This is a genomic window from Chryseobacterium jejuense, from assembly GCF_017877355.1.
Classification (GTDB): domain Bacteria; phylum Bacteroidota; class Bacteroidia; order Flavobacteriales; family Weeksellaceae; genus Chryseobacterium; species Chryseobacterium jejuense_A.
Window position 1 is genome coordinate 128,839 of sequence record NZ_JAGIPR010000011.1, and the last position, 20,437, is coordinate 149,275.

Sequence of the window (20,437 nt, forward strand, 5' to 3'; positions counted from 1 at the left end):
TCCTTAGAATTAATGAAATTTACCGAGACTGCATGGAAAGTCTTCAATCAATCTATTGAAGACTATCACGTGTCTGATGACGTTAACACTCTAATTAATAACCCGTTCGAAAAAGATAGTTTGGAACGGATTTTGTATGCAAAGAACTGGATTGATACCGTTCAATGGCATCTGGAAGATATAATTAGAGATGAAAATATTGATCCAGCTGAAGCTCTTCAACTCAAGAGAACAATAGACGCCTCCAATCAGAAAAGAACTGATCTGGTAGAATATATTGACAGCTGGTTCCTTAATAAGTTTGAAAATATAACTCCTAAACCTGAAGCAAAGATAAATACAGAAACTCCCGCTTGGGCAGTAGACAGATTATCCATTCTTTCCTTAAAGGTTTATCATATGTCATTAGAAGCCAATAGAGAATCCGCCTCTGAAGAACACAGAAACAATTGCCAGGCTAAACTGGATGTTCTGCTTATTCAGAAGGAAGATCTATCAACTTCTATAGATCAGTTGCTTGCTGATATTGAAAACGGTAATGTTAAGATGAAAGTATACAAACAAATGAAAATGTATAACGATGAAAGTCTTAACCCAATCCTTTATCAAAAAGGGCAACAAAAATGAAAAGACTAGTTTTTTTTGGAGTATTACTAATATTAACATCTTCCTGTGCAACGGAAAAGCTTAACCTTTCTCCGCTGTCAAATAACTTTTATAGCGATACAAAAGGCTCTGATTCTGATAGAGGTTCAAAGAAGAGTTTTAATATCAATATCAAGGAAAACATAAATGCTTCTGAGATTTCAAATATCATCTCCACTTTCCCTAAGTTTAAAAACAACGGGCTTAATGATGAAGTCACAAGCTTGAAATACAGCCTTCAGAATTATTTATATGCTATTGATGCCAATAATTCTGCAGGTAAAAGCAGAGCACTGAAAAGCTTCGAAAAATCATACAAAAAAATTCAAAAGCAAAGACAAAGCCTTGAAAAGGATGATGATGAAGTTCTTAACAGATACTTGGTACGTTTAAAAACCAATATTTCTGTAATTGAAGATGCTCTACCAGGAAGTTAAAAACTAATTGAACTATCAATGATTAAAATTCAGGCGGAAGCCAATGTTCCTACAGAGCACGGCAATTTCCGAATGATCGCTTTCTCCGAAAATGAAAATGACTGGATGCCTCACATGGCAATTATCGCAGACAATACAGATTTTTCAAAACCTGTTAATGTCCGTTTCCATTCAGAATGTATTACAGGAGAAGTCTTCCATTCAAAAAAATGTGAATGCGGCCAGCAATTGGATGCAGCAATGAAATATATCCACGAAAACGGTGGCATTATTATTTACCTTCGTCAGGAAGGCCGTAATATTGGCATCATCAATAAATTAAAGGCATATTCATTACAGGAAAAAGGACTTGACACCGTACAGGCCAATCTTGAATTGGGACTTCCTGCAGATGATAGAAACTTTGGTGTAGCCATTGACATTCTTAATCTGTTGGATGTAAAAGATGTCAACCTTTTGACCAATAATCCTGAAAAGGTAAAATATGTGGTAGACAGCAATGTTCATCTCAACTCAAGGATTCCTTTACAAATTCCGGCCAACGAAATTAGTAAAGGCTATTTGCAAACCAAAAAAGATTTCTTTGGACATCTACTCGATGACAATGATAACTAGATAAAATAAAAGCTTCAGAATTCACTCTGAAGCTTTTTATTAGGTCTCACTAGACCGGAATATATTTCAGTATAAAACCTGATAAAAACCATGTAATCTCTTTTATAATTAAAATGGAATCTGATTTAATTCATTCCTGTTGTTTTTTTATTCTATTAAAGAGGGTTGGTCCACCTACCTCATCAAAAGATCTTTAACAGCTTTTAAAAGATCATTAAAGATACTATCGTTTATTACTTTCAATCTGATCATTTTGAACTTTTCTATCATTCAACTTATATAAAAATCAAAAGCCCCGGAAGATACTCCCGAAGCTTTTTTAATTATAAAAAACTGAAAAGATATTTCGTAATTAATGAGCATTGATTGTTTTAATCTTTGATTCATCAAGGTTATAATACTTTACTACCGCATTATAATCACTTAAATCAACACTATTAGCTGCTTTTGCAGACTTTTTAGCTGGATCAGCAGGTACTAATACAATTCTAAATGTTTGATTTGTCAAATATTTAGAAATTTCTGCGGATGTCATTTGTGTTCCCTGATTAAAATTTGCTTTTGTTTCAACATTTACAACACTACTATTAAACTTAAAGTTATAATCCAGTTCTCTATTTGTTGGCAAACCATTTACATCATCAAGATAATATGTTTTGGGAATTTGTTGCCACAGATTATCTTCTTTTTTATATACAAGAACGACATCAGTAGATTGAATATTGATATCAGATATTAATGTATAATTGTTTGCTGCTGTAAATGATCCAGTCGCATCCGTCATAATTGGAAAAGTATCATTATCCTTTCCTGGGTTTACCACAACCGGATCATCATTACTATTATCACAACTATATGTAAGAAATCCGACACCGGCTAATAATATAAGTGGAAGAATTTTTCTCATTTCTATAAATGTTTAGTTATTATTTATATTGCGTATTCAAATCATATACCAAAAATTTCAAAATCTTTGTTTTTGTCAATTTTTTTAATTGTATTTTTGTTCTTATTCAAAAAGTCATGAAGAAATTATTATATACTTCACTCTTTATTGCAGCATTGATTAGTCCTAGGATTAATGCCCAGTATCAGCCTAAAAATACTTCGAAAGAAGATCTGAAAAAGGCTCAGCAATGGGTTGAAAAAATTTATAAAAATCTTTCACAGGATGAAAAACTGGGGCAGCTTTTTATTGTTGCTCTTTATACCAATAAAGGAGAAGACTATATCAATCAGGTAAGAAACATTGTTGCTAATGATAAAATCGGAGGTTTAATCCTGATGCAGGATGATGCCGCAAGAGAAATCAACCTGGTGAATGAATTCCAGCAAAAATCCAAAATCCCTTTGATGATCGGAATGGATGCGGAATGGGGTTTATTCCAGAGAATTGCAACAGCACATAAATTTCCATGGGCCATGACTTTGGGAGCTATTCAGGACAAAAATTTAGTGTATCAGATGTCTGCTAAAATTGCTGAGGATTGTCACAGAATGGGGATCAACTGGGATTTTGCTCCGGTAGTGGATGTAAATACCAATCCGAACAACCCTATCATCGGTAACAGAAGCTTCGGCTCTGAAGTGGATAATGTGATCAGCTCTGCTCTATCCTATTCTAACGGACTTCAGGACAATAATATTTTAGCAGCCATTAAACATTTCCCTGGCCACGGAGATACCAGTACGGATTCACATCTTGATCTGCCGGTGGTTTCCCATAATATGGAAAGACTTAACTCAACAGAGCTGGCTCCATTTAAAGCTTTAATGGATAAGGGTATTGGCGGGGTTATGGTAGCTCACCTATACGTTCCAAGCTTAGAATCCGGAAAAGGTATTCCTGCTTCTGTTTCTAAAAATATCATCACAGGATTATTGAAGGATAAACTTGGCTATAAAGGATTAATTATAACAGATGCTTTAAATATGGGCGCTGTTGCTAACAAATACAAACCAGGAGAACTGGATGCTATGGCATTTAAAGCTGGAAATGATATTATGCTTTTCTCTCAGGGAGTTTCTGAAGGGAAAAAACTGATTCAGAAAGCCATTGATAACAAAGAAATCTCTCAATCCAGAGTAGAAGAAAGTGTAAAAAAGATTCTTTTAACAAAATATTTCTTAGGACTTACCCAGTACACTCCGAAAAATCCGGAAAATATCAATGCTGACCTGAATAATGATTCTCATAAAACATTGGTTCAAAATCTTTATTCTAATGCATTAACGTTATTAAAGGATGAAAAAAAACTGCTTCCTCTATCCGGAAAACAAGTTTATTATGTTCCTTTAGAAGAAGCTCCTTACCAGACATTCGCTAATAGAATGGGATCTAATATTATGATCAAAAAGGCAAGTGAGATCAATACCATTCCAGCGGGATCTACAGTAGTTGTTGGTTTCCACAAGGATAATTCAACAGCTTATAAGCCGTATAAAATATCTTCAGAATCTAAACAGGTTCTTGCTGATCTTACTAAAAATCAGAATGTGATTCTTAATGTATTCGGAAGCGCCTATGCTTTAAAAGATATTGATCTGTCAAAAGTTTCCACAGTTCTGGTATCTTATGAAAACAATGACGATTCTATGAATGCAACAGCAGATGCATTAAATGGAAAAACAAAAATTTGGGGCAGACTTCCTGTACTGGTTAACGATCAACTGAAGCCGGGAATGGGTATAGACCTTAATCCTGCTTCCCCGATGAACACAAAATAAAACAACATCAAAAACAACAATAATCTAATGAAAATAGGCATACTTTGCTACCCAACCTATGGTGGAAGCGGAATTGTAGCAACAGAACTGGGAATGTCTCTTGCCAACAAAGGATATGAAGTACACTTCATCAGCTCTGCTCTTCCTGCAAGATTAGACATTACCAATCCGAATATTTTCTTTCATAGAGTAAATGTTCAGACATATCCGCTTTTTCAGTATCAACCTTATGATATTGCGCTAAGTTCAATGATCTACAGGGTTGTTAATCTATATAAACTGGATCTGCTACATGCTCATTATGCCATTCCTTATGCATATGCGGCTTTTACAGCTAAACAGATGCTACGGGAAGACAATAATGATATTCCTTTGGTCACTACTCTTCACGGAACGGATATTACCCTTGTAGGGCAGCACCCAAGTTATAAACATGCAGTAGAGTTTTCTATTAACCAATCAGATGCGATTACTTCGGTTTCTGAAAGCCTGAAAAAAGATACGCTTCAGTTTTTCAATATCAAAAAGGAAATCCAGGTGATTACCAATTTTATTGATAATTCTGAATTTGACGACTGTACGGAATGCCAGAGAACTCAGTTTGCAAATCCTGATGAAAAAATATTGATCCACGTATCGAATCTTCGTCCCGTAAAACGTGTGGATGAAGTATTACAGATCTTTAAAAATGTTGAGAAAAAGGTAAAATCTAAACTTATCATCATTGGTGAAGGTCCTGATATGGAAAAAGTGAATCAATTCCTTGAAGAAAACCCGGATCTTATCTCAAAAATCCGCCTTCTGGGGAAAGTAAATGATCTTTATAAAATTCTTCAGCTTTCCGATGTGTTTTTACTTCCCTCAGAGCAGGAGAGTTTTGGTTTAGCGGCTTTGGAAGCAATGGCGGCTTATACTCCAGTTATCAGTTCTAATGCAGGAGGAATTCCTGAGGTAAATATTCAGGGAGAAACGGGATATTTAGCAGAAATCGGAAATGTAGAAGCGATGAGCAACTACACTATCAAATTATTAAGCAATGATGAACTTTTAGCCAAAATGAAGAAAAATGCAAAAGAACAGGCTATAAAATTCGATTTGAAAAACATTCTTCCTATCTATGAAAAAATGTATAGAACAACTATAGAAAATTTTAAAGAAGAGCTGACGAAAGTATAAATATTTACATTACACTCTTTAAAATTTATATCAAAATAACAACTTTAAAATCTTCTGTATTTGCAGAAGATTTTTTGATGTATAAATATTTATGAAGTATTTATGAAGCTACACTATGGCAACATATGTTGTATCTATGTTGTACCTAGAAATTTTAAAATAAATAGGAAATTACCGAATTTTGCCTATCCCATTTTATAGAATATGAGAACTGATAGATCTAAAGCTCCAAAAGCCATTATCGTGTTCTCCTTGAATAAATCAATACAAATCCATAAACAAATGAAAAAAAAAATTATTTTAATGCTATCAATGATACCATGCCTGTCATTTGCCCAGGTAGGAATATCTACCGATACACCAACCGCAACATTAGATGTAAATGGAAATACAAGAGTTAGAAATCTAACCGGAACAACTAATAATTCAACATTATATCCTAATTCGGTGGTTGTAACGTCCAATGACGGCACACTAACCAATTCAAGTGCCTTAAATATCTTATACTCATCAGGAATATACAGGTGGTCAGACTCCAACAATAACTGGACAAATATCAGAACAGGCAGTAAAGAAGCGAGGCTCGATTTCACAGGGCGCGCTTCAATTTCAGGTCTCCCGGCAATAACATTTTCACTTCTGTATAAAGTAGGGGGCACAATGACTATTATTCAGAGTCCTGTTGTATCATCAGGAGGAACCGGCACTGTTACAAATATAACAGCCAACAGTTTTACTCTTACTATAACCATGCCTAGCTCATTACCGCAGGTTTTCAATTTCACTTTTACAACGACAAATGGTATTACCTCCATTAATGCCGGAAATGCCGGTGGTACTTTTTGGATTCAGGGAACCTGGCATTCCATGCCGAATTTAAATTAAACACAAGAAATAAAATATGGCTGAGCTAGGCATTAACAAGAGTCTTTTAATCAAAATAAGGAAAAGTATTAAAGAACAGATTTAAAATTACCTAATAAAAAATAATCTTTCTACATATTGACATATATAGAACGCTGCTTGAAAAACTTCAACATCGTACTCATCAAAGCATGATATTTATATTTATCTTGATCGCAATACTTATTCCCAATTACTGAAATGATGAGAAAAAAAATTGCTTCCACTCTGTTTATAAGAAGCCTTATAATAAGTCTTCTCTGCATAGCCGGAATCTCCTCATGCCACCAGCCGGAAGAAACAGCAACCTCTGATACCAGTTTTACTTTTAGTGTTATGCAATTCAACGTTTGACAGGAAGGGACTATGATAACAGGAGGTTTTAATGCTATTGTCAATGAAATAGCAACCCACAATCCTGATTTTGTTACCATGTCAGAGGTGAGAAACTATAACAATACCTCATTTTACGAAAGAATACTGCAGGCATTAGAAAAAAGGGCATGAAGTATTTTTCTTTTTCAAGTTATGAAACTGCTATTCTGAGCAGATATCATATCAAAGAATTCAGTAAGGACAATGCTATTCACAGTATACATAAATAAATTGATTACTGAAATTAAGGGACGGGAAATAGCCGTATACTCTGCTCATCTGGACTATACTCACTATGCAGTCTATCTTCCACGGGGATATGATACCAACAGATCATAAAGCTGTTATAAGTACTTTCAAGATTAAAAGATAACCAGAATACTATCGAGTAAAAAACTTAACAATCCCTGCTGCCTATTTCATAATGGAAACTATTGAATGGATTTATTAATATATAGCTCTATGACGGAGAAGCTTCTTCAATATCTTTGGAACTATAAGGTTTTTAAATATTTTGACTTCAAGGATGTTGAAGGAAATTCTGTTGAGATCATACAATTCGGAAAATGGAACAAAGATGCAGGTCCGGATTTTCTGGATGCTAAAATCAAAATCAACGGCGTAGTTCTTGCCGGAAATATAGAGCTGCATGTCCGTTCTTCAGACTGGATTTTCCATAATCATTCTCAGGATCCGAATTACCAGAACATTATTCTTCATATTGTTTTTCAACATGATACTGAAATTAGTATGCTTACTGATCAGAAAGTTCCGACTCTCGAACTGAAACATTATATTGATGAAAATATAGTATGGAAATATGAAAGATTAATCCATAGCAACCAGTTTATTGCCTGTGAAAATATTTTTAATAAAGATAAAATTCCTGTGAATTTTCATGAAGGAAATATTCTGAAAAAACTGGAAGAAAAGTCTCATGAGCTTGAGCAAAGCTTAATTCTGTACAAAAATAATTTTGAAGCGGTTTTATTCCACAGCCTTGCTTATTCTTTCGGATTAAAAGTGAACGCTTATATTTTCAGACAAATTGCAGAAAGCGTGGATTACAGTATAATTAATAAGATCAGGCAGAATTCCTTACAGCTTGAAGCACTCTTGTTTGGAATTTCCGGATGGCTCACTAGTCCTGAAGACGGGCAAATGAAAATATGGAAACGGGAATTTGATTTTCTAAAAGCAAAGTTTAAGATTTCAGATCTGGTATTCCATCCTAAATTTTTAAGATTACGACCACCTAATTTTCCAACAATACGTTTGTCTCAACTCGCAAACCTTTATCAACATCAGAATTTATTTTCAAAAGTAATGGATGCAGAAAATATTGAAGAGCTGTATGATCTTTTTAAATCGGTGAAAGCTTCTGAATACTGGGATTGTCATTTTAATTTCGGAATCATTTCAAAAGTACAGCCCAAGGTGTTGAGTAAGGATTTTATTGACCTCATCATTCTGAATACCATTCTTCCTTTACAATATACTTACCATAAATATCACAGTGAAGAAATTGCGGATAAGATCATGGAATTTTATCAGAATATTACTGCTGAAAAAAACTCAGTAGTCCAGAACTGGAAAAATCTTGGAGTACCCATCATTAATGCCCTCGAAAGCCAGAGCCTTATTTATCACTATAAAAATTCATGTGACAAAAAAAATTGCTTAACTTGCAGTATTGGATTTAAACTTTTAAAAGAATCTTGAAATGCTGAGTAATATCCGTCATAAAATGGAAAGAGAATGGTTTGGTGTACTGACAAGAATGGGTGCTAAGCTGGGAATTCCCGTTTCCAAATTAAGGGTCTTTTTCATCTACTCTACTTTTGCTACGGCCGGATTTTTCTTTCTGATTTATCTGGGTTTGGCATTTACTTTGTGGATTAAAGATATTTTCATCACAAGAAGACCAAGCGTCTTTGATTTATAATGATTATGGAATTTTTGCCAATTACTTCTGCTGAAGATCATAGAGTTCAGGAGATCTATACTTCTTATATCAGTACTTTTCCTGTAGACGAACAAAGAGATAAAGAACAGTTTCTGAATTTATTTTCAAATCCAAAAGTAAGTTTCATGTCTATCATGCACGAATCTGAAGCAATAGGCTACCTCATCTTATGGGAGCTAAGTTCTTTTGTTTTTGTAGAACATTTCGAAGTGTTTGAGTCTTTCAGAAGCAAAAAACTGGGATCTCATATCATGCAGCACTTATTGGAAAACTATCCGAGAATTATCCTGGAAATTGAACCTGAAGATCTGAATGATGATGCTAAAAGACGTTATTCTTTCTATCAGAGAAATAACTTCGGTTTGATTGATACTACTTATATACAGCCAAGCTATGGAGAAGGGAAACAGTCTCTGAACTTATGGCTGCTGGCCAATTATTCTCCTGAAAACGTAGAGGAGATTAAAACTGAAATTTGTGATACTGTTTATCCTTAATATAGAACGCCGGAAATATTCCGGCGTTATTTTTTGATTGAGGATGAAGGGTTAATTGGGATAGCAGTATTAACCACAGATTGCTCAGATTTTCACACATGTTTGTACTTTATTCTTTCTATGGATTGTTAAACTGATCGTATCTAATTCACTTCGTATTCCAGTTTTATGGTGATACTGGCTTCTTTTTCTTTGGAAGATGTATTGAATGTTCCGCCATAAGAATAGTCTTCGTTTGAGTTGGGAGCTGTGATCTGAATGACTCCCATGGTGGCTTTTTTAAGATTTCCTAAACTGCTGCCGGAGTTTTCTGCAATTTTTTCAGCGCGTTCCTTAGCGTCTTTTGTCGCACTGGCAATCATTTCCTGCTTTACAGTGGCCAATTTGGTATAAAAATAAGAAGGCGAAGAAGAGGTGAACTCTATTCCGCGGTTGATAATTTCAGTGATATTTCTGGAAAGGTTTTCAATTTTACCTACTTCCTTACTTTCGATAGATACATTTTGGGATAAGTTGTAACCAGAAAATTCGCCCTGTACATAATTTCCATTGGAATCATTATAACTCCTGAACTGCTTCTGAATATCCACAGAAGAAAATACAATCTCATTCTGTTTTATTCCCTTTGAAATGAGATAATCATTGATGACTTTCCTGTCCAGGGCTAATTCATCATACGCTGATTTCAATTCAGAATTATTTTTAGAAAAACTTCCTGACCATGTAATTAAGTCAGAAGTAAACTGTTTGGATCCTAAACCTGTTACGGCGATTGTATTTTCAGATTTATTTCTGTTTTTGATTGCATTTCCCAAAAAACCGAGGCCAAGAACAAAACCCAAAGCTCCTATGGCTACTGCAATAATGTTTTTATTCATAAAATGTGTGAATTTGGTTTAATTATGAGATTATTGCAGCAATTTCCATTCCAATATTTTAAGATTTTTTTAACACTAATTGAGCTTGATCTATTTATGACTATTATTGAGCCTTTCAATAAAAATAGGGATTACTTCTTCCATCCTCAAAAGAACTCCCGACAGATTTCTGGCTTTTACATAGGTACGAACCTGAGGTTTCGCTGAAAATGAAAATTCAATAAATTCCGAAATTTTATCGGCGGGAATTCCGGCTTTGACAAAATAATCATCCTCTACTCTGCTCCGAACCCAGGCAATATGTTCCTGCAGATCATCATATCTGTATTGTCTTTTCTGTTTTCTTGCCTTACCGCTTATCAGATCATAAGCTCCCTGTACATTAAGGTTTCCTAGTAACATGGGTAAAAGAACACTTTTCACTTCTGCCGGTTTTTCCCGCATCTTTCCCACAGGTTCAGGAAGACCAACAGCCTGTTTTACCTGTTCCCCTTTATCTGCTTTCGCAACGATTCTGGAATCCTGTTCAAGATCACCTGATAGCTTTTTTACAATCTTCACTTCTCCGACATCTTTGGGAATTTGAAAAAGAGTTATTAACAATTGTGCATTAGTTCCATCTGAAATAACCCTTCTGGAAACTCTCTTGAAATCTTCTTTCACAAACCTCAGTTCATCATTGGGGTTGGCTTCAATGGAAAATATTCCCTGTGAATTGGAGTATACTTTTTTATCCGTAGATATATTAACAATGGTTACAGCACTCAAACTTCCTCCTTCCTCATCAATAATCCGCCCTGTTATCATCTGTTGAGAAAACAAAAGATTACTGCACAACATCACAAGGAAAATAAATCCTCTTTTCCAATACACACTTACTCTATTTTTTAAATTGTAATCCAATTGTTTTTTTATCTATAAAAATACCAGTATTTTATCTGGCATCAAGCTTATTTAATTTGCGATATTCTAAAAAAGCTAATCTTAATTCAAATTCTAATACATTCCTATTGAAATCCTTTCTGAATTTTTTTGAAAGATCTCTTGTTTCTTCTGCATACAGTAGAAATGTATCAATCTGTTCATCTTCCATCCCATATTTTCTCAGAAAATCTAAGTTTACTTCATTTTTAAGCTGTACCATAAAATCATGAAACTCCATATAATTAGCTTTGGTAATTTTGGGTTTGTTCACATTAGTAATTAGATTGACCGCCTTACCAATGATGCCAAAAACATCTACCTGCCCTACTTTGTAATCATGACCTGTAAAGGTTTTAGAAATGGATTTATCTGGTAGAGGTTCATTTAAAGGACTCCTCATATATTTTGACATATCCGATTTTAAAGACCTTAGTTTTTGAGACTCATTGAGGCGTTTACTGTCTTTTTCCAGGTTTCCGGTAGGCCTGAAGGCAATTTGTACTTCCGGAATCTGGATCACTGCTTTTTGGAGAATCATCAGCACAGGTGTATTGAAGTCTTCTTTTGCAATCTTCTTACTGGCACGATAATATCCTTCTTTTATTGCTCTTATTTCATCATTTTCATCAGCATTTATCACAAATTTTCCTGAGGATTCACTCAGTACAGATATATTTTTTGAAACATTAATGATTAATACCGGATTGATATTGACATTACTATTGTCTGCAACGAGTCCTGTTACTTTTTGCTGCGAGAATACTACAGTAGACACACAGAGCAAACTCATGGATAGATTTTTTTTATAAGTTTTCATTTTGGTTATCTTTGAGTCTTTGTTGCACGGTAAGATGATATTCTTGTCAGAACAAAACGTTGAAATCTATTCAGGTCTTCATCACTGCAGAAGCCATATTTTAAAATCTTCTTTCTTTCAAAACCACCGGCAAATACATATGAAATAAAATGATCTATCAATGGCTTTTCAATTTTAAGATCGGTAAAATAATCATCTCCTAAACTCGCTCTGATATATTTCATAAAATCAATATCATCCCATTTATTGTTTGCTTTTCCAATCATAAATCCTTCTCCTTTTGGCTGTACAAATTCACCGGGTTTTGCTGCAAGTATTCTTGGATCTGACTTCTGTACCATATACTTCCCTAAATCAGCCAAAAGTTTTTCTACCTTTTTAGGCTTGTTGTAGATCTTTGAATCTATTTTCAGATTTCCAGTGAGCCCCTGCTTAACTACTACTTCAGGAATCTGAATGGTTGACCGGACAAGGCTGATATTCATAGGTGACTGTACGTTTTCCTGAGATACCTTTTTCACATCTCTATCATATCCTGCTTTTATAAATCTCAATTCATCTCCTACTCTTCCGGAAATCATAAAATGACCATCTCCGTTTGAAAGTACCATTTCATCGGTCCGGATATTGACTACACTGACTTCTGGCATTTCAGCTCCACTCTCAGAAACTACTTTTCCGAAGATATAACTTTGGGCATTGGAATGAATGAAGAAAATCAGAGATAAGAAAAGAAGTAGTTTGAATTTCACAGGTTATTTTTTATAGAGCAAAGCTAAAATTATTTTTAATTTGTTACATAAGTTTAACCACCGTTAACGCCTTTTAATATTTCTTTCTGGCTTTTGCTTCTGAAACTGTTAAAGACGCAGATTGAATTGTTAAATTTTCTTTTAAATTTTAGCTAACTTGCAGTCTCAATTCTCTTTTTACAATGCAAAATTCTTATACAGTCATCAATGCCTCTGCCGGATCCGGGAAAACATACGCCCTGGTTCAGCGACTTCTGATGATCTGTCTCCGTTATCCTAATCAACAGCAATCGATCAGGAATATTCTCGCCCTGACCTTTACGAATAAGGCCGCCAACGAGATGAAGGAAAGGATTTTGTCATGGCTAGGAAATTTCTCAGCTAGTAATTATGCAGAGAATGCTGATCTTAAAAATATTCAGAAGGCTTTTGAAGAACAGGGATTAAAAATTACTATTGATGAACTGCATCATCGGTCTAAAAGATTACTGGATCATATTCTTCATAACTACTCCACTTTAAATATCGGGACGATTGACCGTTTTAATTCAAGATTGGTGAGAAGCTTTTCTTATGAATTGGGACTGGCAAAAAATTTCAATCTTGAAATTGAAGCCGAACCGTTTCTTATTGAAGCGGTAGATAAAATGCTGGATCAGATTGGTGAAAATGATACGATTTCTAATTCTTTCATGGATTATGTAGATTACAGCCTTGAAAACAATGAAAGGATCAATCTTAACAAAAACCTTTATGATTCGGCAAAGGAGTTTGTAAAAGATATTCACTATGAGCACCTGAAAAACAATGATAGTTTTGATGATGCCAATTATGAAAACATCAAAAACACACTTCGTAAAGAGATTGTTCTGAATAAAAAACAGGCGACAGAACTTGCTACGGCATCTATTGAGATATTCAAATCCAGAAATATTGAGATTGAAGATTTTGCTCAGGGGAAAAACGGAATCGGAGGTTTCTTTACCAAAGTGATTGATTTTCACCAACAGAAAAGAGCTGGTTTTCCGTTTCCTACTACACAGGAAGAATCTGTAGTCAACAATTACAGGAAAGGAGCCTCTTCAAAATCTAAACATAAAGAAGCTGAAATTTTTGAAATTCTGGATCAGCTTATTGAAAACAGAATGAAACTTATTCTTCTGTATATTGAAACTCAGAAGAAAGAAAAAGTTTTGTCTGCCTTGCTTCCTTTAAAGGTTAATAAGGATATTCAGGATGAGCTGAAGAAAATTGAGGAAGAGAATGATCTTGTTCTCCTTTCAAAGTTTAATATTCTTATCAATGAAAATCTTAAAAACGAACCGTCTGCCTTTATTTATGAAAAGGTAGGAGCACAGTTTCAGCATTATTTCTTTGATGAGTTTCAGGATACATCGGAATTGCAGTGGCAGAATTTTGTTCCGTTGAGAGATCATAGTGTTTCCACTGAGTATACTTCTTTTACTTTGGTAGGAGATCCCAAACAGAGTATCTACAGGTTTCGTGGGGGAGAAAGTAAACTGATGCTGGATATCATCAACAAAAAGGAATTTTCTCCTAAGGAAGCGGATCTTCTGGTTCTTAAAGATAACTGGAGAAGTGCCAGAAATATTGTACAGTTCAACAATGAATTATATCAGTATCATTCTCTGGAACTGGAAGAGGAACATAAAAATATTTTCGGGGCGGATGCTGAGCAAACTCCTAAATCTAAGATTGACGGACGTGTAAAAGTAAACCTGATCGAAAATCTTACCAATGAAGAATTTTATGATGATACATCAGAGAGCATGCGGAAAGATATTCAGGAATGTCTGGACAATGGATTTAAGTTCTCTGATATTACGATTCTATGCCGTGGAAATTTTGATATTTTCAGCTATTCTCAAAAACTTGGAAATTTAAAGGCCAATTATCATGGTGAGGAAACCAATATTAAAACCATCTCTGATAAAGGTCTTACGCTGGAGCTTTCCAACACCTTAAAGGCAGTTATTGAGTTTCTAAGGTGGGAAATTAATCCGAAGAATAAGCCTTGTCTTATTATGATGATGTATTATCTGAATACCTTGGGGAAAATTCACATGGCAGATTTTACGCTGGAAATGAAGGAAATTCTGGATATTGAAGGTCATGAAGAAATTCTTCAGTTTCTACAACAGAAATATTCATTACAGCTGAAGCAGGATCATTTTCCGAGATTCAACCTTTATAACTTTATAGAGTATTACATCAATGAATTCTCTGTAGAAAATAAGGAAACGGACTTCCTGCTTAACTTTTTGGAAATGCTCTTCAATTTTACACAAAATGCTGGTGCAAGTACCAAAGAATTTTTAAAATACTGGGATGAAGAAGCTTCGTCCTACACCATTCAGGCTTCTGAAAATATAGATGCCATTCAAATTATGACGATCCACAAGTCTAAGGGACTGGAATTTCCTATCGTTTTTATTCCCATGATGAATAAAAACCGGGACAGCGAATTTACCAATTGGTTTGAGACGAATGAGAGTGATGCTTTAAAATCCGTTAACATCAACCAGTTCAGTAAGAATCTGGAGGTGTATGATGAGGAAATTCAGAAGTTCAATAAAAAGAATTCATATAAAAACCTTATTGACAGGCTCTGTTTGCAGTATGTAGCAACAACAAGACCTGTTGAACAGTTATTTTTTTATCTTCAGAAAGCTAATAAAACATCTAATAATCTTGAGCTATTAGAATTTATTCAGACCAAAAACACTGAAAATGCTGATTCATTTGATCTATATGAAGTACAACCGGAAATGCTGAAGAAACATTCAAAAACGAAGACTTCATCTTTTAAAACTCAGAACATTCAGAATCTGAAAAACGTCAATGAAAAGAGTACTTCTATCAAAATTGCTACTCCGTCGAAAAACTATCAGGTACGAAACGAGAAAGTAAGAATCGGGCTTTTTGTACACGAGCTTTTATCTAAAATCAATACTGAAAAAGATATTAACAAAGTATTGGAAGGCTACGCTTTGGAAGGTCAGATTACATTGGAAGAGAAGAATGAAATACAAATTACTTTACAGGAAATTGTCAAAACGTATTCTGAATTCTTTGATGAAAAGTGGGAGGTTATCAATGAAAAGGATATTATGATCTCTGAAAATGGGGAAAGCCATATCTCAAGACCTGACCGTATTCTGAAAAGTGAAGAAGGCTATATCATTGTCGACTTTAAAACAGGTGAAGAGAAAGGTAAGGATGAAGAACAGGTACAGGGATACAAAAATATTTTGGAAAGATTGGGTAAAAAAGTTCTGAAAACACAGATAATCTATCTCTAAATCTTATTTTATTCTGATAGATTTCAATATCATAAAGTCAGGATGTGATATTTTTGGTCAACAATACAATTTCTTGCGCCAAAATGGTAATACTATTTTCTTAACCAAAATATAATACTCATTGAAGCACCTAAGACAATAGATTAAATTGTATCTTTCGTCATATAAAAACTACTGGAAAATGTAAAATCATTGCTACCCTTAAAAACTAACACAAGTATTAATGATCTAACCATGAAAATTTATCTTATCTCATTTCTTATAAGCGTCATTATGATCGCCTTATCCGGAACTGTCATATTTAATATTCTCGATTATATTGATCCTCCTGTAACCAAGGAAGGTTTTAGGTATATGCCTACAGAAAGTCTTTTTAAATCTGCTTTTTTGAGTATCATGATAGGTTCTATTGTTTTTATTGCGGCTGTTAGAATACAAAGGCAAAGGCAGAGTAAATAAACATCCGAGCCCATCAAAGATGCAAAAGGTTAAGCTAAAAAAAAGAAGCTAATATTTAACCTTAACCCATTCATGGGATTAATTAAACATGGATTCCAAAAAGTCGCATCGAAAATAATTCTTACTACAAATTTTCATTTTATAGTAATCCTTTTTCCAATTCTGATTTCGATTTCGAATAAAAATAAAATACATATCAGTACCCTAATTTTGTATCAGGAATTAATTTTATGTATCAAAATAAAATCATCATACTCTATAATTTTATGTATTTTAGATTTAAATATACTGACAAATCTATATGGAAATGCCCTTTTTCACAAAACCAAGGCAATTAAACAACCATGACATCAGAACATTAATACTTTCTTCTTTCGGAGGAATGCTGGAGTTTTATGATTTTGTGGTATTTATTTTTTTCGCAAAAATAATTGGAGAGCATTTCTTTCCACCCACCTTAGATTCTTTCTGGGCATCAATGAATACCTACGGTACATTTGCTGTAGGCTTTTTGTAAGACCTGTCGGAGGAATGATCATGGCACATTTCGGAGATCTTTTCGGGAGAAAGAAAATATTTTTCTTATCCATCGTTCTGATGGTATTTCCAACATTGGCCATAGGTTTTTTACCCACTTACCAACAAATCGAGTATTTTGCCCCTATACTTCTTCTGGTGGTACGAATTTTACAGGGTTTTGCCATTGGAGGAGAAATTCCCGCAGCCTGGGTATTTGTAGCTGAACATGTTCCGGGAAACCGGGTAGGATTAGCTGATTCCATGATTACTGCCAGCCTTTCTATGGGAGTGTTATTGGGTTCTGCTATTACGCTTTTTATCAATACATCCTTTTCTACAGAAGAGGTTTTTAACGGAGCATGGAGGTATCCTTTCATTCTGGGTGGGCTATTTGGTATCGTTACCATTTTTCTCCGCAGGTATCCCAAGGAAACTCCTGTTTTCATTGAAATGAAAGAAAAGAAGACCTTAAGCGAAAAAATACCGTTGCAAAAGATCTTTCAATTTCATCTTCCGGATATCAGTTTTTCGATCCTGCTCACCTGGATTTTTACAGGGTGTTCTATCCTTCTTACCCTGATGATTCCCAACTTAATGAGTAATTTTTTTAATATTACAAGAAAAGAAGCAATCACCATGCAAAGCTATACATTGATCACCATAAGTCTTGGAGCTGTTTTGGGAGGAATAATGTATGATAAAAAGGGAGCAGGTAGGATGCTCATGCTGTGGAGTACCTTTTATGTATTATTTCTTGCCATACTGGGAGTATACCTGGGATTTCGCACAATGATAAAAAATAAGAAATAAAAATATCTGTCGACAAAAAATCACTACTCCATAGAATTGTAATAGTGGTTTTATATTGTGATTCAAAATCATAATTAGTAATTTTTTATCTCACAAAAAAGATTGTTTTTTTTCAGGATCATATCTAAATATTTTCCACGACTGCTAACCTCCCTTTGGTATGGAGCAAAAAGCCGAGTTACACCATTAAATTCTTTATTGAGTTCTATCAATTCTTCTTTCTGTTGATTATCCAACTGAGATGTAGAAAACTTTTTATTAAAATTAATTAATTTTTTAACGATAATTTCCTTTTCTACGATTTCCTTTTCAGTTGCATTCAAAGTACAAATTCCGTATATCCCATTACAGTAATGGTCCCATTCATTATCAAAATAATGTTCAAAAAGTTCCTCAATCAAATTGCTATTTTCATCAAAAATGTTTCCATATGCAAAATTCCTGTCCTTATGCTCTAGCAAAACATTCTTAAAGTTCTCTTTAAATCTTTGTTTGAATTCTGTGGATTGTAATGTATTTTTTTTGAAACCTTCTATCAATGATAAAATATGTTTCCCAAAATATTCTTCTTTTATATTTTCATTTGTTTCATCGCCTAAAGGAGATAGAATCTTGACTTCCGATTCAACAACATAAGAAGCCGCTGGAATAAGCTTTTCATTCAATAAAAAATTTAAAAAATCAATATCAATAGCTGTTAATCGAAGTAAATCATATTTTTCAACATAATGTAATCGTATATATTCTATATTTTTCATATTCTTTTAATTACTATAAACTTACAAAATAAAAAACAGTCCAATTAGAAGCTTCTTGTTATTCTACTTTAAACACTTCTGTGCTATTTAAATTTGTTCTGATTAATCTTTCAAATGTATTTTACATTGAGTTTCATGGATGGTTATATACTAATAATAAGTAGCTGTTATGATATGAGAAAATATTGCTTCCACTTGGTAACAGTATTTCTGCTTAACTTAAAATACCTTGCCAATTCGGTATTATTGATATTATGTTTCTTTTGATATTCCAGAATTTCAACTATCGTAGATCTATCATATGAACGAAACCTCTGATTTTCCCTATCCTGTTTTTGTGAGTTTTTTGAAATAATAGAATTCAATTGTATAATATCAAAAAATGATAAATCCTTTTGAGATAAAATTTTCTGGCATTCGTCAAGATGTTCCGGATATTTTTGTTGGATAAGATCCTTATAAATCTTTTTATAATTGGGTCTGTTCATTGTTTGGATATTTTTTCAGCCATTTGTATAATGTTGTTCTTGGAATTCGATATTCCTCCACAACTTTCTGTTGTGTTTTTTTATGATCGATAATCAGTTCTACTATAAAATCAATGATTTCTCTTGTATAAACATTCTTTTTAAATTCCGGCAGAACTGACTTTTTCTTCTCTTTATTGTCATTATTAAGACCTATACTTCTAGGGGGAGAATATAAAATGAGATGTTGGGAATAAACACGAAAAAAATCATACTCCAATAATTTACACCACTTCAATAAAATATCTGTAGACAAATTTTCCTGTTGAAACATCTCTTTCACTTGCGGTTCTGTATGCTTCATAAAATTGACGATTCTTTCCATAGATATCTCTTCTTCTCTTAACTTAATTTGAATAAGTTCTCCGATATGTATATTTTTAAAATTTTGCATATTTGTTAAAAAAAATAAAAATCAGGAATGAAATTTCACAAAATCACTTTTTAAAGTCAAGTGTTTAAACACAACAAATTATAATTCCTTCAAAAACATTCCTGAAAAACTTGTATAAAAAAATATTTTTTTTATACAATCCTACTTATTCTCCCAACCTAAAGAAAACAAGCTTTATATAATGGTTTATTGCATTGTATTCAGTTTTATAATAAGTAGTATTGGGATTATATCCAGATCCTAAAAACCACACTGTTAAATTATTTACAGGAGCTGTCAGATTGGCAAATGCTGTCCCATTCAGCCATTCTCCATAAAAAGTATTGAATATATTATTATTGTTAGATTTTAATTGGAATTGGCCATATTCAAAACCGCTTATATCATGTGTTATAAAGATCAGATACCTCCCAGGGGGAACATTTATGGAATTGACATCATTTGTAGCCCCTAAATTGTCATATACTATACTCCCCTTTCCTCTTTCCTGGCTGAATGTATTGTTACTTGTATTATCCATATTAAGGGTAGTATTTCCACCCATTTCCCAAACAGTTATATTTTTATTCGTTAAAGATTGCCATGTACCAAGGCCATTAGCATCAGACATTAACATCCTCCCTTCTTTCTGGTTCCCGTCTACCAGCTTAAAACCAGGGGTTGGAACAGTGGCAGTACCTCCTGTTTGTATTTCTATTTTTGCAGAGGGAGCAGTGGTTCCAATACCGATACTACCAGAGGACGTAACAACAAAATCATTAGCTTGCTGAGCAGCAGAAGGAGCTCCTGTTGCAGGATTATCTTTTTTCCCATCTACATGTAATACCCCTCGAGGATTAGGAGTGTTGATACCGACTTGAGCCAAAAGAACATGATTAATGCTTAAAATGGCCACTGTCCATAATACTTTACTTTTTTTCATCGTGTGTTAATAA

The 20,437-nt window shown here is 33.9% G+C and carries 23 protein-coding genes; 13 read left to right on the forward strand and 10 right to left on the reverse strand.

From position 1 onward, the window contains the following. Positions 1 to 12: 12 nt before the first annotated feature. Genes J2772_RS19550 through ribA form a run of 3 tightly spaced genes read left to right on the forward strand, consistent with a single transcriptional unit; the run spans position 13 to position 1,697 of the window. Positions 13 to 627: a DUF4254 domain-containing protein gene (locus tag J2772_RS19550; protein WP_209919666.1), complete on the forward strand. Its 615-nt coding sequence runs from the start codon at positions 13 to 15 to the stop codon at positions 625 to 627. Continuing rightward, entirely contained in the window at positions 624 to 1,082 is a 459-nt protein-coding gene (locus J2772_RS19555) for a hypothetical protein (protein WP_209919667.1), read from the forward strand. Before J2772_RS19550 ends, J2772_RS19555 begins: the two co-directional genes overlap by 4 nt. An 18-nt stretch (positions 1,083 to 1,100) precedes the next feature. After that, positions 1,101 to 1,697 carry a GTP cyclohydrolase II gene (gene ribA, locus J2772_RS19560; protein WP_209919668.1) on the forward strand — a complete coding sequence of 199 codons (597 nt, stop codon included), beginning with the start codon at positions 1,101 to 1,103 and terminating at the stop codon, positions 1,695 to 1,697. 352 nt (positions 1,698 to 2,049) lie between these two features. On the opposite strand, the gene J2772_RS19565 is transcribed toward ribA, so the two are convergent. After that, the gene (locus J2772_RS19565) at positions 2,050 to 2,604 is read right to left on the reverse strand and encodes a hypothetical protein (protein ID WP_209919670.1); all 555 of its coding nucleotides are present in this window, start codon (positions 2,602 to 2,604) and stop codon (positions 2,050 to 2,052) included. A 116-nt stretch (positions 2,605 to 2,720) separates the two neighbouring features. On the opposite strand from J2772_RS19565, the gene J2772_RS19570 reads away from it, so the two are divergent. From J2772_RS19570 to J2772_RS19580, 3 genes are all read left to right on the forward strand, one after another. Further along, complete coding sequence (locus J2772_RS19570) at positions 2,721 to 4,424, forward strand: glycoside hydrolase family 3 protein (RefSeq protein WP_209919672.1); 1,704 nt, start codon at positions 2,721 to 2,723, stop codon at positions 4,422 to 4,424. A gap of 27 nt (positions 4,425 to 4,451) precedes the next feature. Beyond that, positions 4,452 to 5,600 carry an N-acetyl-alpha-D-glucosaminyl L-malate synthase BshA gene (gene bshA / locus J2772_RS19575; RefSeq protein WP_209919674.1) on the forward strand — a complete coding sequence of 383 codons (1,149 nt, stop codon included), beginning with the start codon at positions 4,452 to 4,454 and terminating at the stop codon, positions 5,598 to 5,600. 282 nt (positions 5,601 to 5,882) lie between these two features. Next, the gene (locus J2772_RS19580) at positions 5,883 to 6,485 is read left to right on the forward strand and encodes a hypothetical protein (protein ID WP_209919677.1); all 603 of its coding nucleotides are present in this window, start codon (positions 5,883 to 5,885) and stop codon (positions 6,483 to 6,485) included. A gap of 110 nt (positions 6,486 to 6,595) precedes the next feature. On the opposite strand, the gene J2772_RS19585 is transcribed toward J2772_RS19580, so the two are convergent. Next, a complete protein-coding gene (locus tag J2772_RS19585) occupies positions 6,596 to 6,937 on the reverse strand; it encodes a hypothetical protein (protein ID WP_209919679.1) in 342 nt (113 codons plus the stop codon). Between the two features lie 403 nt (positions 6,938 to 7,340). Between J2772_RS19585 and J2772_RS19590 the strand changes: the two genes are divergently transcribed. Genes J2772_RS19590 through J2772_RS19600 form a run of 3 tightly spaced genes read left to right on the forward strand, consistent with a single transcriptional unit; the run spans position 7,341 to position 9,341 of the window. Next, on the forward strand, positions 7,341 to 8,600 hold the full coding sequence (locus J2772_RS19590) for a DUF2851 family protein (protein ID WP_209919727.1): 1,260 nt from the start codon (positions 7,341 to 7,343) through the stop codon (positions 8,598 to 8,600). Position 8,601: 1 nt separating this feature from the next. After that, positions 8,602 to 8,823: a PspC family transcriptional regulator gene (locus tag J2772_RS19595; RefSeq protein ID WP_002981826.1), complete on the forward strand. Its 222-nt coding sequence runs from the start codon at positions 8,602 to 8,604 to the stop codon at positions 8,821 to 8,823. Between the two features lie 5 nt (positions 8,824 to 8,828). Beyond that, positions 8,829 to 9,341: a GNAT family N-acetyltransferase gene (locus J2772_RS19600; RefSeq protein ID WP_209919681.1), complete on the forward strand. Its 513-nt coding sequence runs from the start codon at positions 8,829 to 8,831 to the stop codon at positions 9,339 to 9,341. Between the two features lie 143 nt (positions 9,342 to 9,484). On the opposite strand, the gene J2772_RS19605 is transcribed toward J2772_RS19600, so the two are convergent. The 4 genes from J2772_RS19605 to J2772_RS19620 form a co-directional block, all read right to left on the reverse strand. Next, positions 9,485 to 10,219: an SIMPL domain-containing protein gene (locus J2772_RS19605; protein WP_209919683.1), complete on the reverse strand. Its 735-nt coding sequence runs from the start codon at positions 10,217 to 10,219 to the stop codon at positions 9,485 to 9,487. Positions 10,220 to 10,309: 90 nt separating this feature from the next. After that, on the reverse strand, positions 10,310 to 11,122 hold the full coding sequence (locus tag J2772_RS19610) for a carboxypeptidase-like regulatory domain-containing protein (RefSeq protein ID WP_245365276.1): 813 nt from the start codon (positions 11,120 to 11,122) through the stop codon (positions 10,310 to 10,312). A gap of 31 nt (positions 11,123 to 11,153) precedes the next feature. Beyond that, positions 11,154 to 11,933, reverse strand: a complete 780-nt coding sequence (locus J2772_RS19615; protein WP_245365277.1) for a hypothetical protein — start codon at positions 11,931 to 11,933, stop codon at positions 11,154 to 11,156. Positions 11,934 to 11,965: 32 nt separating this feature from the next. Then, complete coding sequence (locus J2772_RS19620) at positions 11,966 to 12,712, reverse strand: carboxypeptidase-like regulatory domain-containing protein (RefSeq protein ID WP_209919687.1); 747 nt, start codon at positions 12,710 to 12,712, stop codon at positions 11,966 to 11,968. Between the two features lie 182 nt (positions 12,713 to 12,894). Here J2772_RS19620 and J2772_RS19625 point away from each other — a divergent pair, with 182 nt between their 5' ends. The 4 genes from J2772_RS19625 (at position 12,895) to J2772_RS19640 (ending at position 17,823) form a co-directional block, all read left to right on the forward strand. Beyond that, entirely contained in the window at positions 12,895 to 16,035 is a 3,141-nt protein-coding gene (locus tag J2772_RS19625) for a UvrD-helicase domain-containing protein (protein WP_209919689.1), read from the forward strand. A gap of 234 nt (positions 16,036 to 16,269) precedes the next feature. After that, positions 16,270 to 16,494, forward strand: a complete 225-nt coding sequence (locus tag J2772_RS19630) for a hypothetical protein (RefSeq protein ID WP_209919692.1) — start codon at positions 16,270 to 16,272, stop codon at positions 16,492 to 16,494. A gap of 307 nt (positions 16,495 to 16,801) precedes the next feature. Then, on the forward strand, positions 16,802 to 17,011 hold the full coding sequence (locus J2772_RS19635) for a hypothetical protein (protein WP_209919693.1): 210 nt from the start codon (positions 16,802 to 16,804) through the stop codon (positions 17,009 to 17,011). Positions 17,012 to 17,025: 14 nt separating this feature from the next. Next, complete coding sequence (locus J2772_RS19640) at positions 17,026 to 17,823, forward strand: MFS transporter (protein WP_262899070.1); 798 nt, start codon at positions 17,026 to 17,028, stop codon at positions 17,821 to 17,823. Between the two features lie 74 nt (positions 17,824 to 17,897). Here the strand turns inward: J2772_RS19640 and J2772_RS19645 are convergent, their stop codons facing one another. The 4 genes from J2772_RS19645 to J2772_RS19660 all read right to left on the reverse strand — a co-directional run bounded on the left by J2772_RS19645 (position 17,898) and on the right by J2772_RS19660 (position 20,424). After that, complete coding sequence (locus J2772_RS19645) at positions 17,898 to 18,581, reverse strand: DUF6058 family natural product biosynthesis protein (protein WP_209919698.1); 684 nt, start codon at positions 18,579 to 18,581, stop codon at positions 17,898 to 17,900. A 167-nt stretch (positions 18,582 to 18,748) separates the two neighbouring features. Beyond that, the gene (locus J2772_RS19650) at positions 18,749 to 19,069 is read right to left on the reverse strand and encodes a helix-turn-helix domain-containing protein (protein ID WP_209919700.1); all 321 of its coding nucleotides are present in this window, start codon (positions 19,067 to 19,069) and stop codon (positions 18,749 to 18,751) included. Then, entirely contained in the window at positions 19,050 to 19,502 is a 453-nt protein-coding gene (locus tag J2772_RS19655; RefSeq protein ID WP_209919702.1) for a recombinase family protein, read from the reverse strand. The genes J2772_RS19650 and J2772_RS19655 overlap by 20 nt, the downstream gene beginning before the upstream one ends. Before the next feature lie 145 nt (positions 19,503 to 19,647). Beyond that, entirely contained in the window at positions 19,648 to 20,424 is a 777-nt protein-coding gene (locus J2772_RS19660) for a hypothetical protein (protein WP_209919703.1), read from the reverse strand. Positions 20,425 to 20,437 lie beyond the last annotated feature (13 nt).

Excerpts from the sequence above, each read along its gene's own strand:
- J2772_RS19630 (WP_209919692.1), top strand. The coding sequence starts at position 16,270 with ATGAAAATTTATCTTATCTCATTTCTTATAAGCGTCATTATGATCGCC.
- J2772_RS19595 (WP_002981826.1), top strand. The coding sequence starts at position 8,602 with ATGCTGAGTAATATCCGTCATAAAATGGAAAGAGAATGGTTTGGTGTA.
- bshA (WP_209919674.1), top strand. The coding sequence starts at position 4,452 with ATGAAAATAGGCATACTTTGCTACCCAACCTATGGTGGAAGCGGAATT.
- J2772_RS19650 (WP_209919700.1), bottom strand. The coding sequence starts at position 19,069 with ATGAACAGACCCAATTATAAAAAGATTTATAAGGATCTTATCCAACAA.
- J2772_RS19550 (WP_209919666.1), top strand. The coding sequence starts at position 13 with ATGAAATTTACCGAGACTGCATGGAAAGTCTTCAATCAATCTATTGAA.
- J2772_RS19565 (WP_209919670.1), bottom strand. The coding sequence starts at position 2,604 with ATGAGAAAAATTCTTCCACTTATATTATTAGCCGGTGTCGGATTTCTT.
- J2772_RS19625 (WP_209919689.1), top strand. The coding sequence starts at position 12,895 with ATGCAAAATTCTTATACAGTCATCAATGCCTCTGCCGGATCCGGGAAA.
- J2772_RS19555 (WP_209919667.1), top strand. The coding sequence starts at position 624 with ATGAAAAGACTAGTTTTTTTTGGAGTATTACTAATATTAACATCTTCC.
- J2772_RS19590 (WP_209919727.1), top strand. The coding sequence starts at position 7,341 with ATGACGGAGAAGCTTCTTCAATATCTTTGGAACTATAAGGTTTTTAAA.
- J2772_RS19570 (WP_209919672.1), top strand. The coding sequence starts at position 2,721 with ATGAAGAAATTATTATATACTTCACTCTTTATTGCAGCATTGATTAGT.
- J2772_RS19600 (WP_209919681.1), top strand. The coding sequence starts at position 8,829 with ATGGAATTTTTGCCAATTACTTCTGCTGAAGATCATAGAGTTCAGGAG.
- ribA (WP_209919668.1), top strand. The coding sequence starts at position 1,101 with ATGATTAAAATTCAGGCGGAAGCCAATGTTCCTACAGAGCACGGCAAT.
- J2772_RS19585 (WP_209919679.1), bottom strand. The coding sequence starts at position 6,937 with ATGGTAACAAAATCAGGATTGTGGGTTGCTATTTCATTGACAATAGCA.
- J2772_RS19615 (WP_245365277.1), bottom strand. The coding sequence starts at position 11,933 with ATGAGTTTGCTCTGTGTGTCTACTGTAGTATTCTCGCAGCAAAAAGTA.
- J2772_RS19655 (WP_209919702.1), bottom strand. The coding sequence starts at position 19,502 with ATGCAAAATTTTAAAAATATACATATCGGAGAACTTATTCAAATTAAG.
- J2772_RS19660 (WP_209919703.1), bottom strand. The coding sequence starts at position 20,424 with ATGAAAAAAAGTAAAGTATTATGGACAGTGGCCATTTTAAGCATTAAT.
- J2772_RS19640 (WP_262899070.1), top strand. The coding sequence starts at position 17,026 with ATGATCATGGCACATTTCGGAGATCTTTTCGGGAGAAAGAAAATATTT.
- J2772_RS19580 (WP_209919677.1), top strand. The coding sequence starts at position 5,883 with ATGAAAAAAAAAATTATTTTAATGCTATCAATGATACCATGCCTGTCA.
- J2772_RS19605 (WP_209919683.1), bottom strand. The coding sequence starts at position 10,219 with ATGAATAAAAACATTATTGCAGTAGCCATAGGAGCTTTGGGTTTTGTT.
- J2772_RS19645 (WP_209919698.1), bottom strand. The coding sequence starts at position 18,581 with ATGAAAAATATAGAATATATACGATTACATTATGTTGAAAAATATGAT.
- J2772_RS19635 (WP_209919693.1), top strand. The coding sequence starts at position 16,802 with ATGCCCTTTTTCACAAAACCAAGGCAATTAAACAACCATGACATCAGA.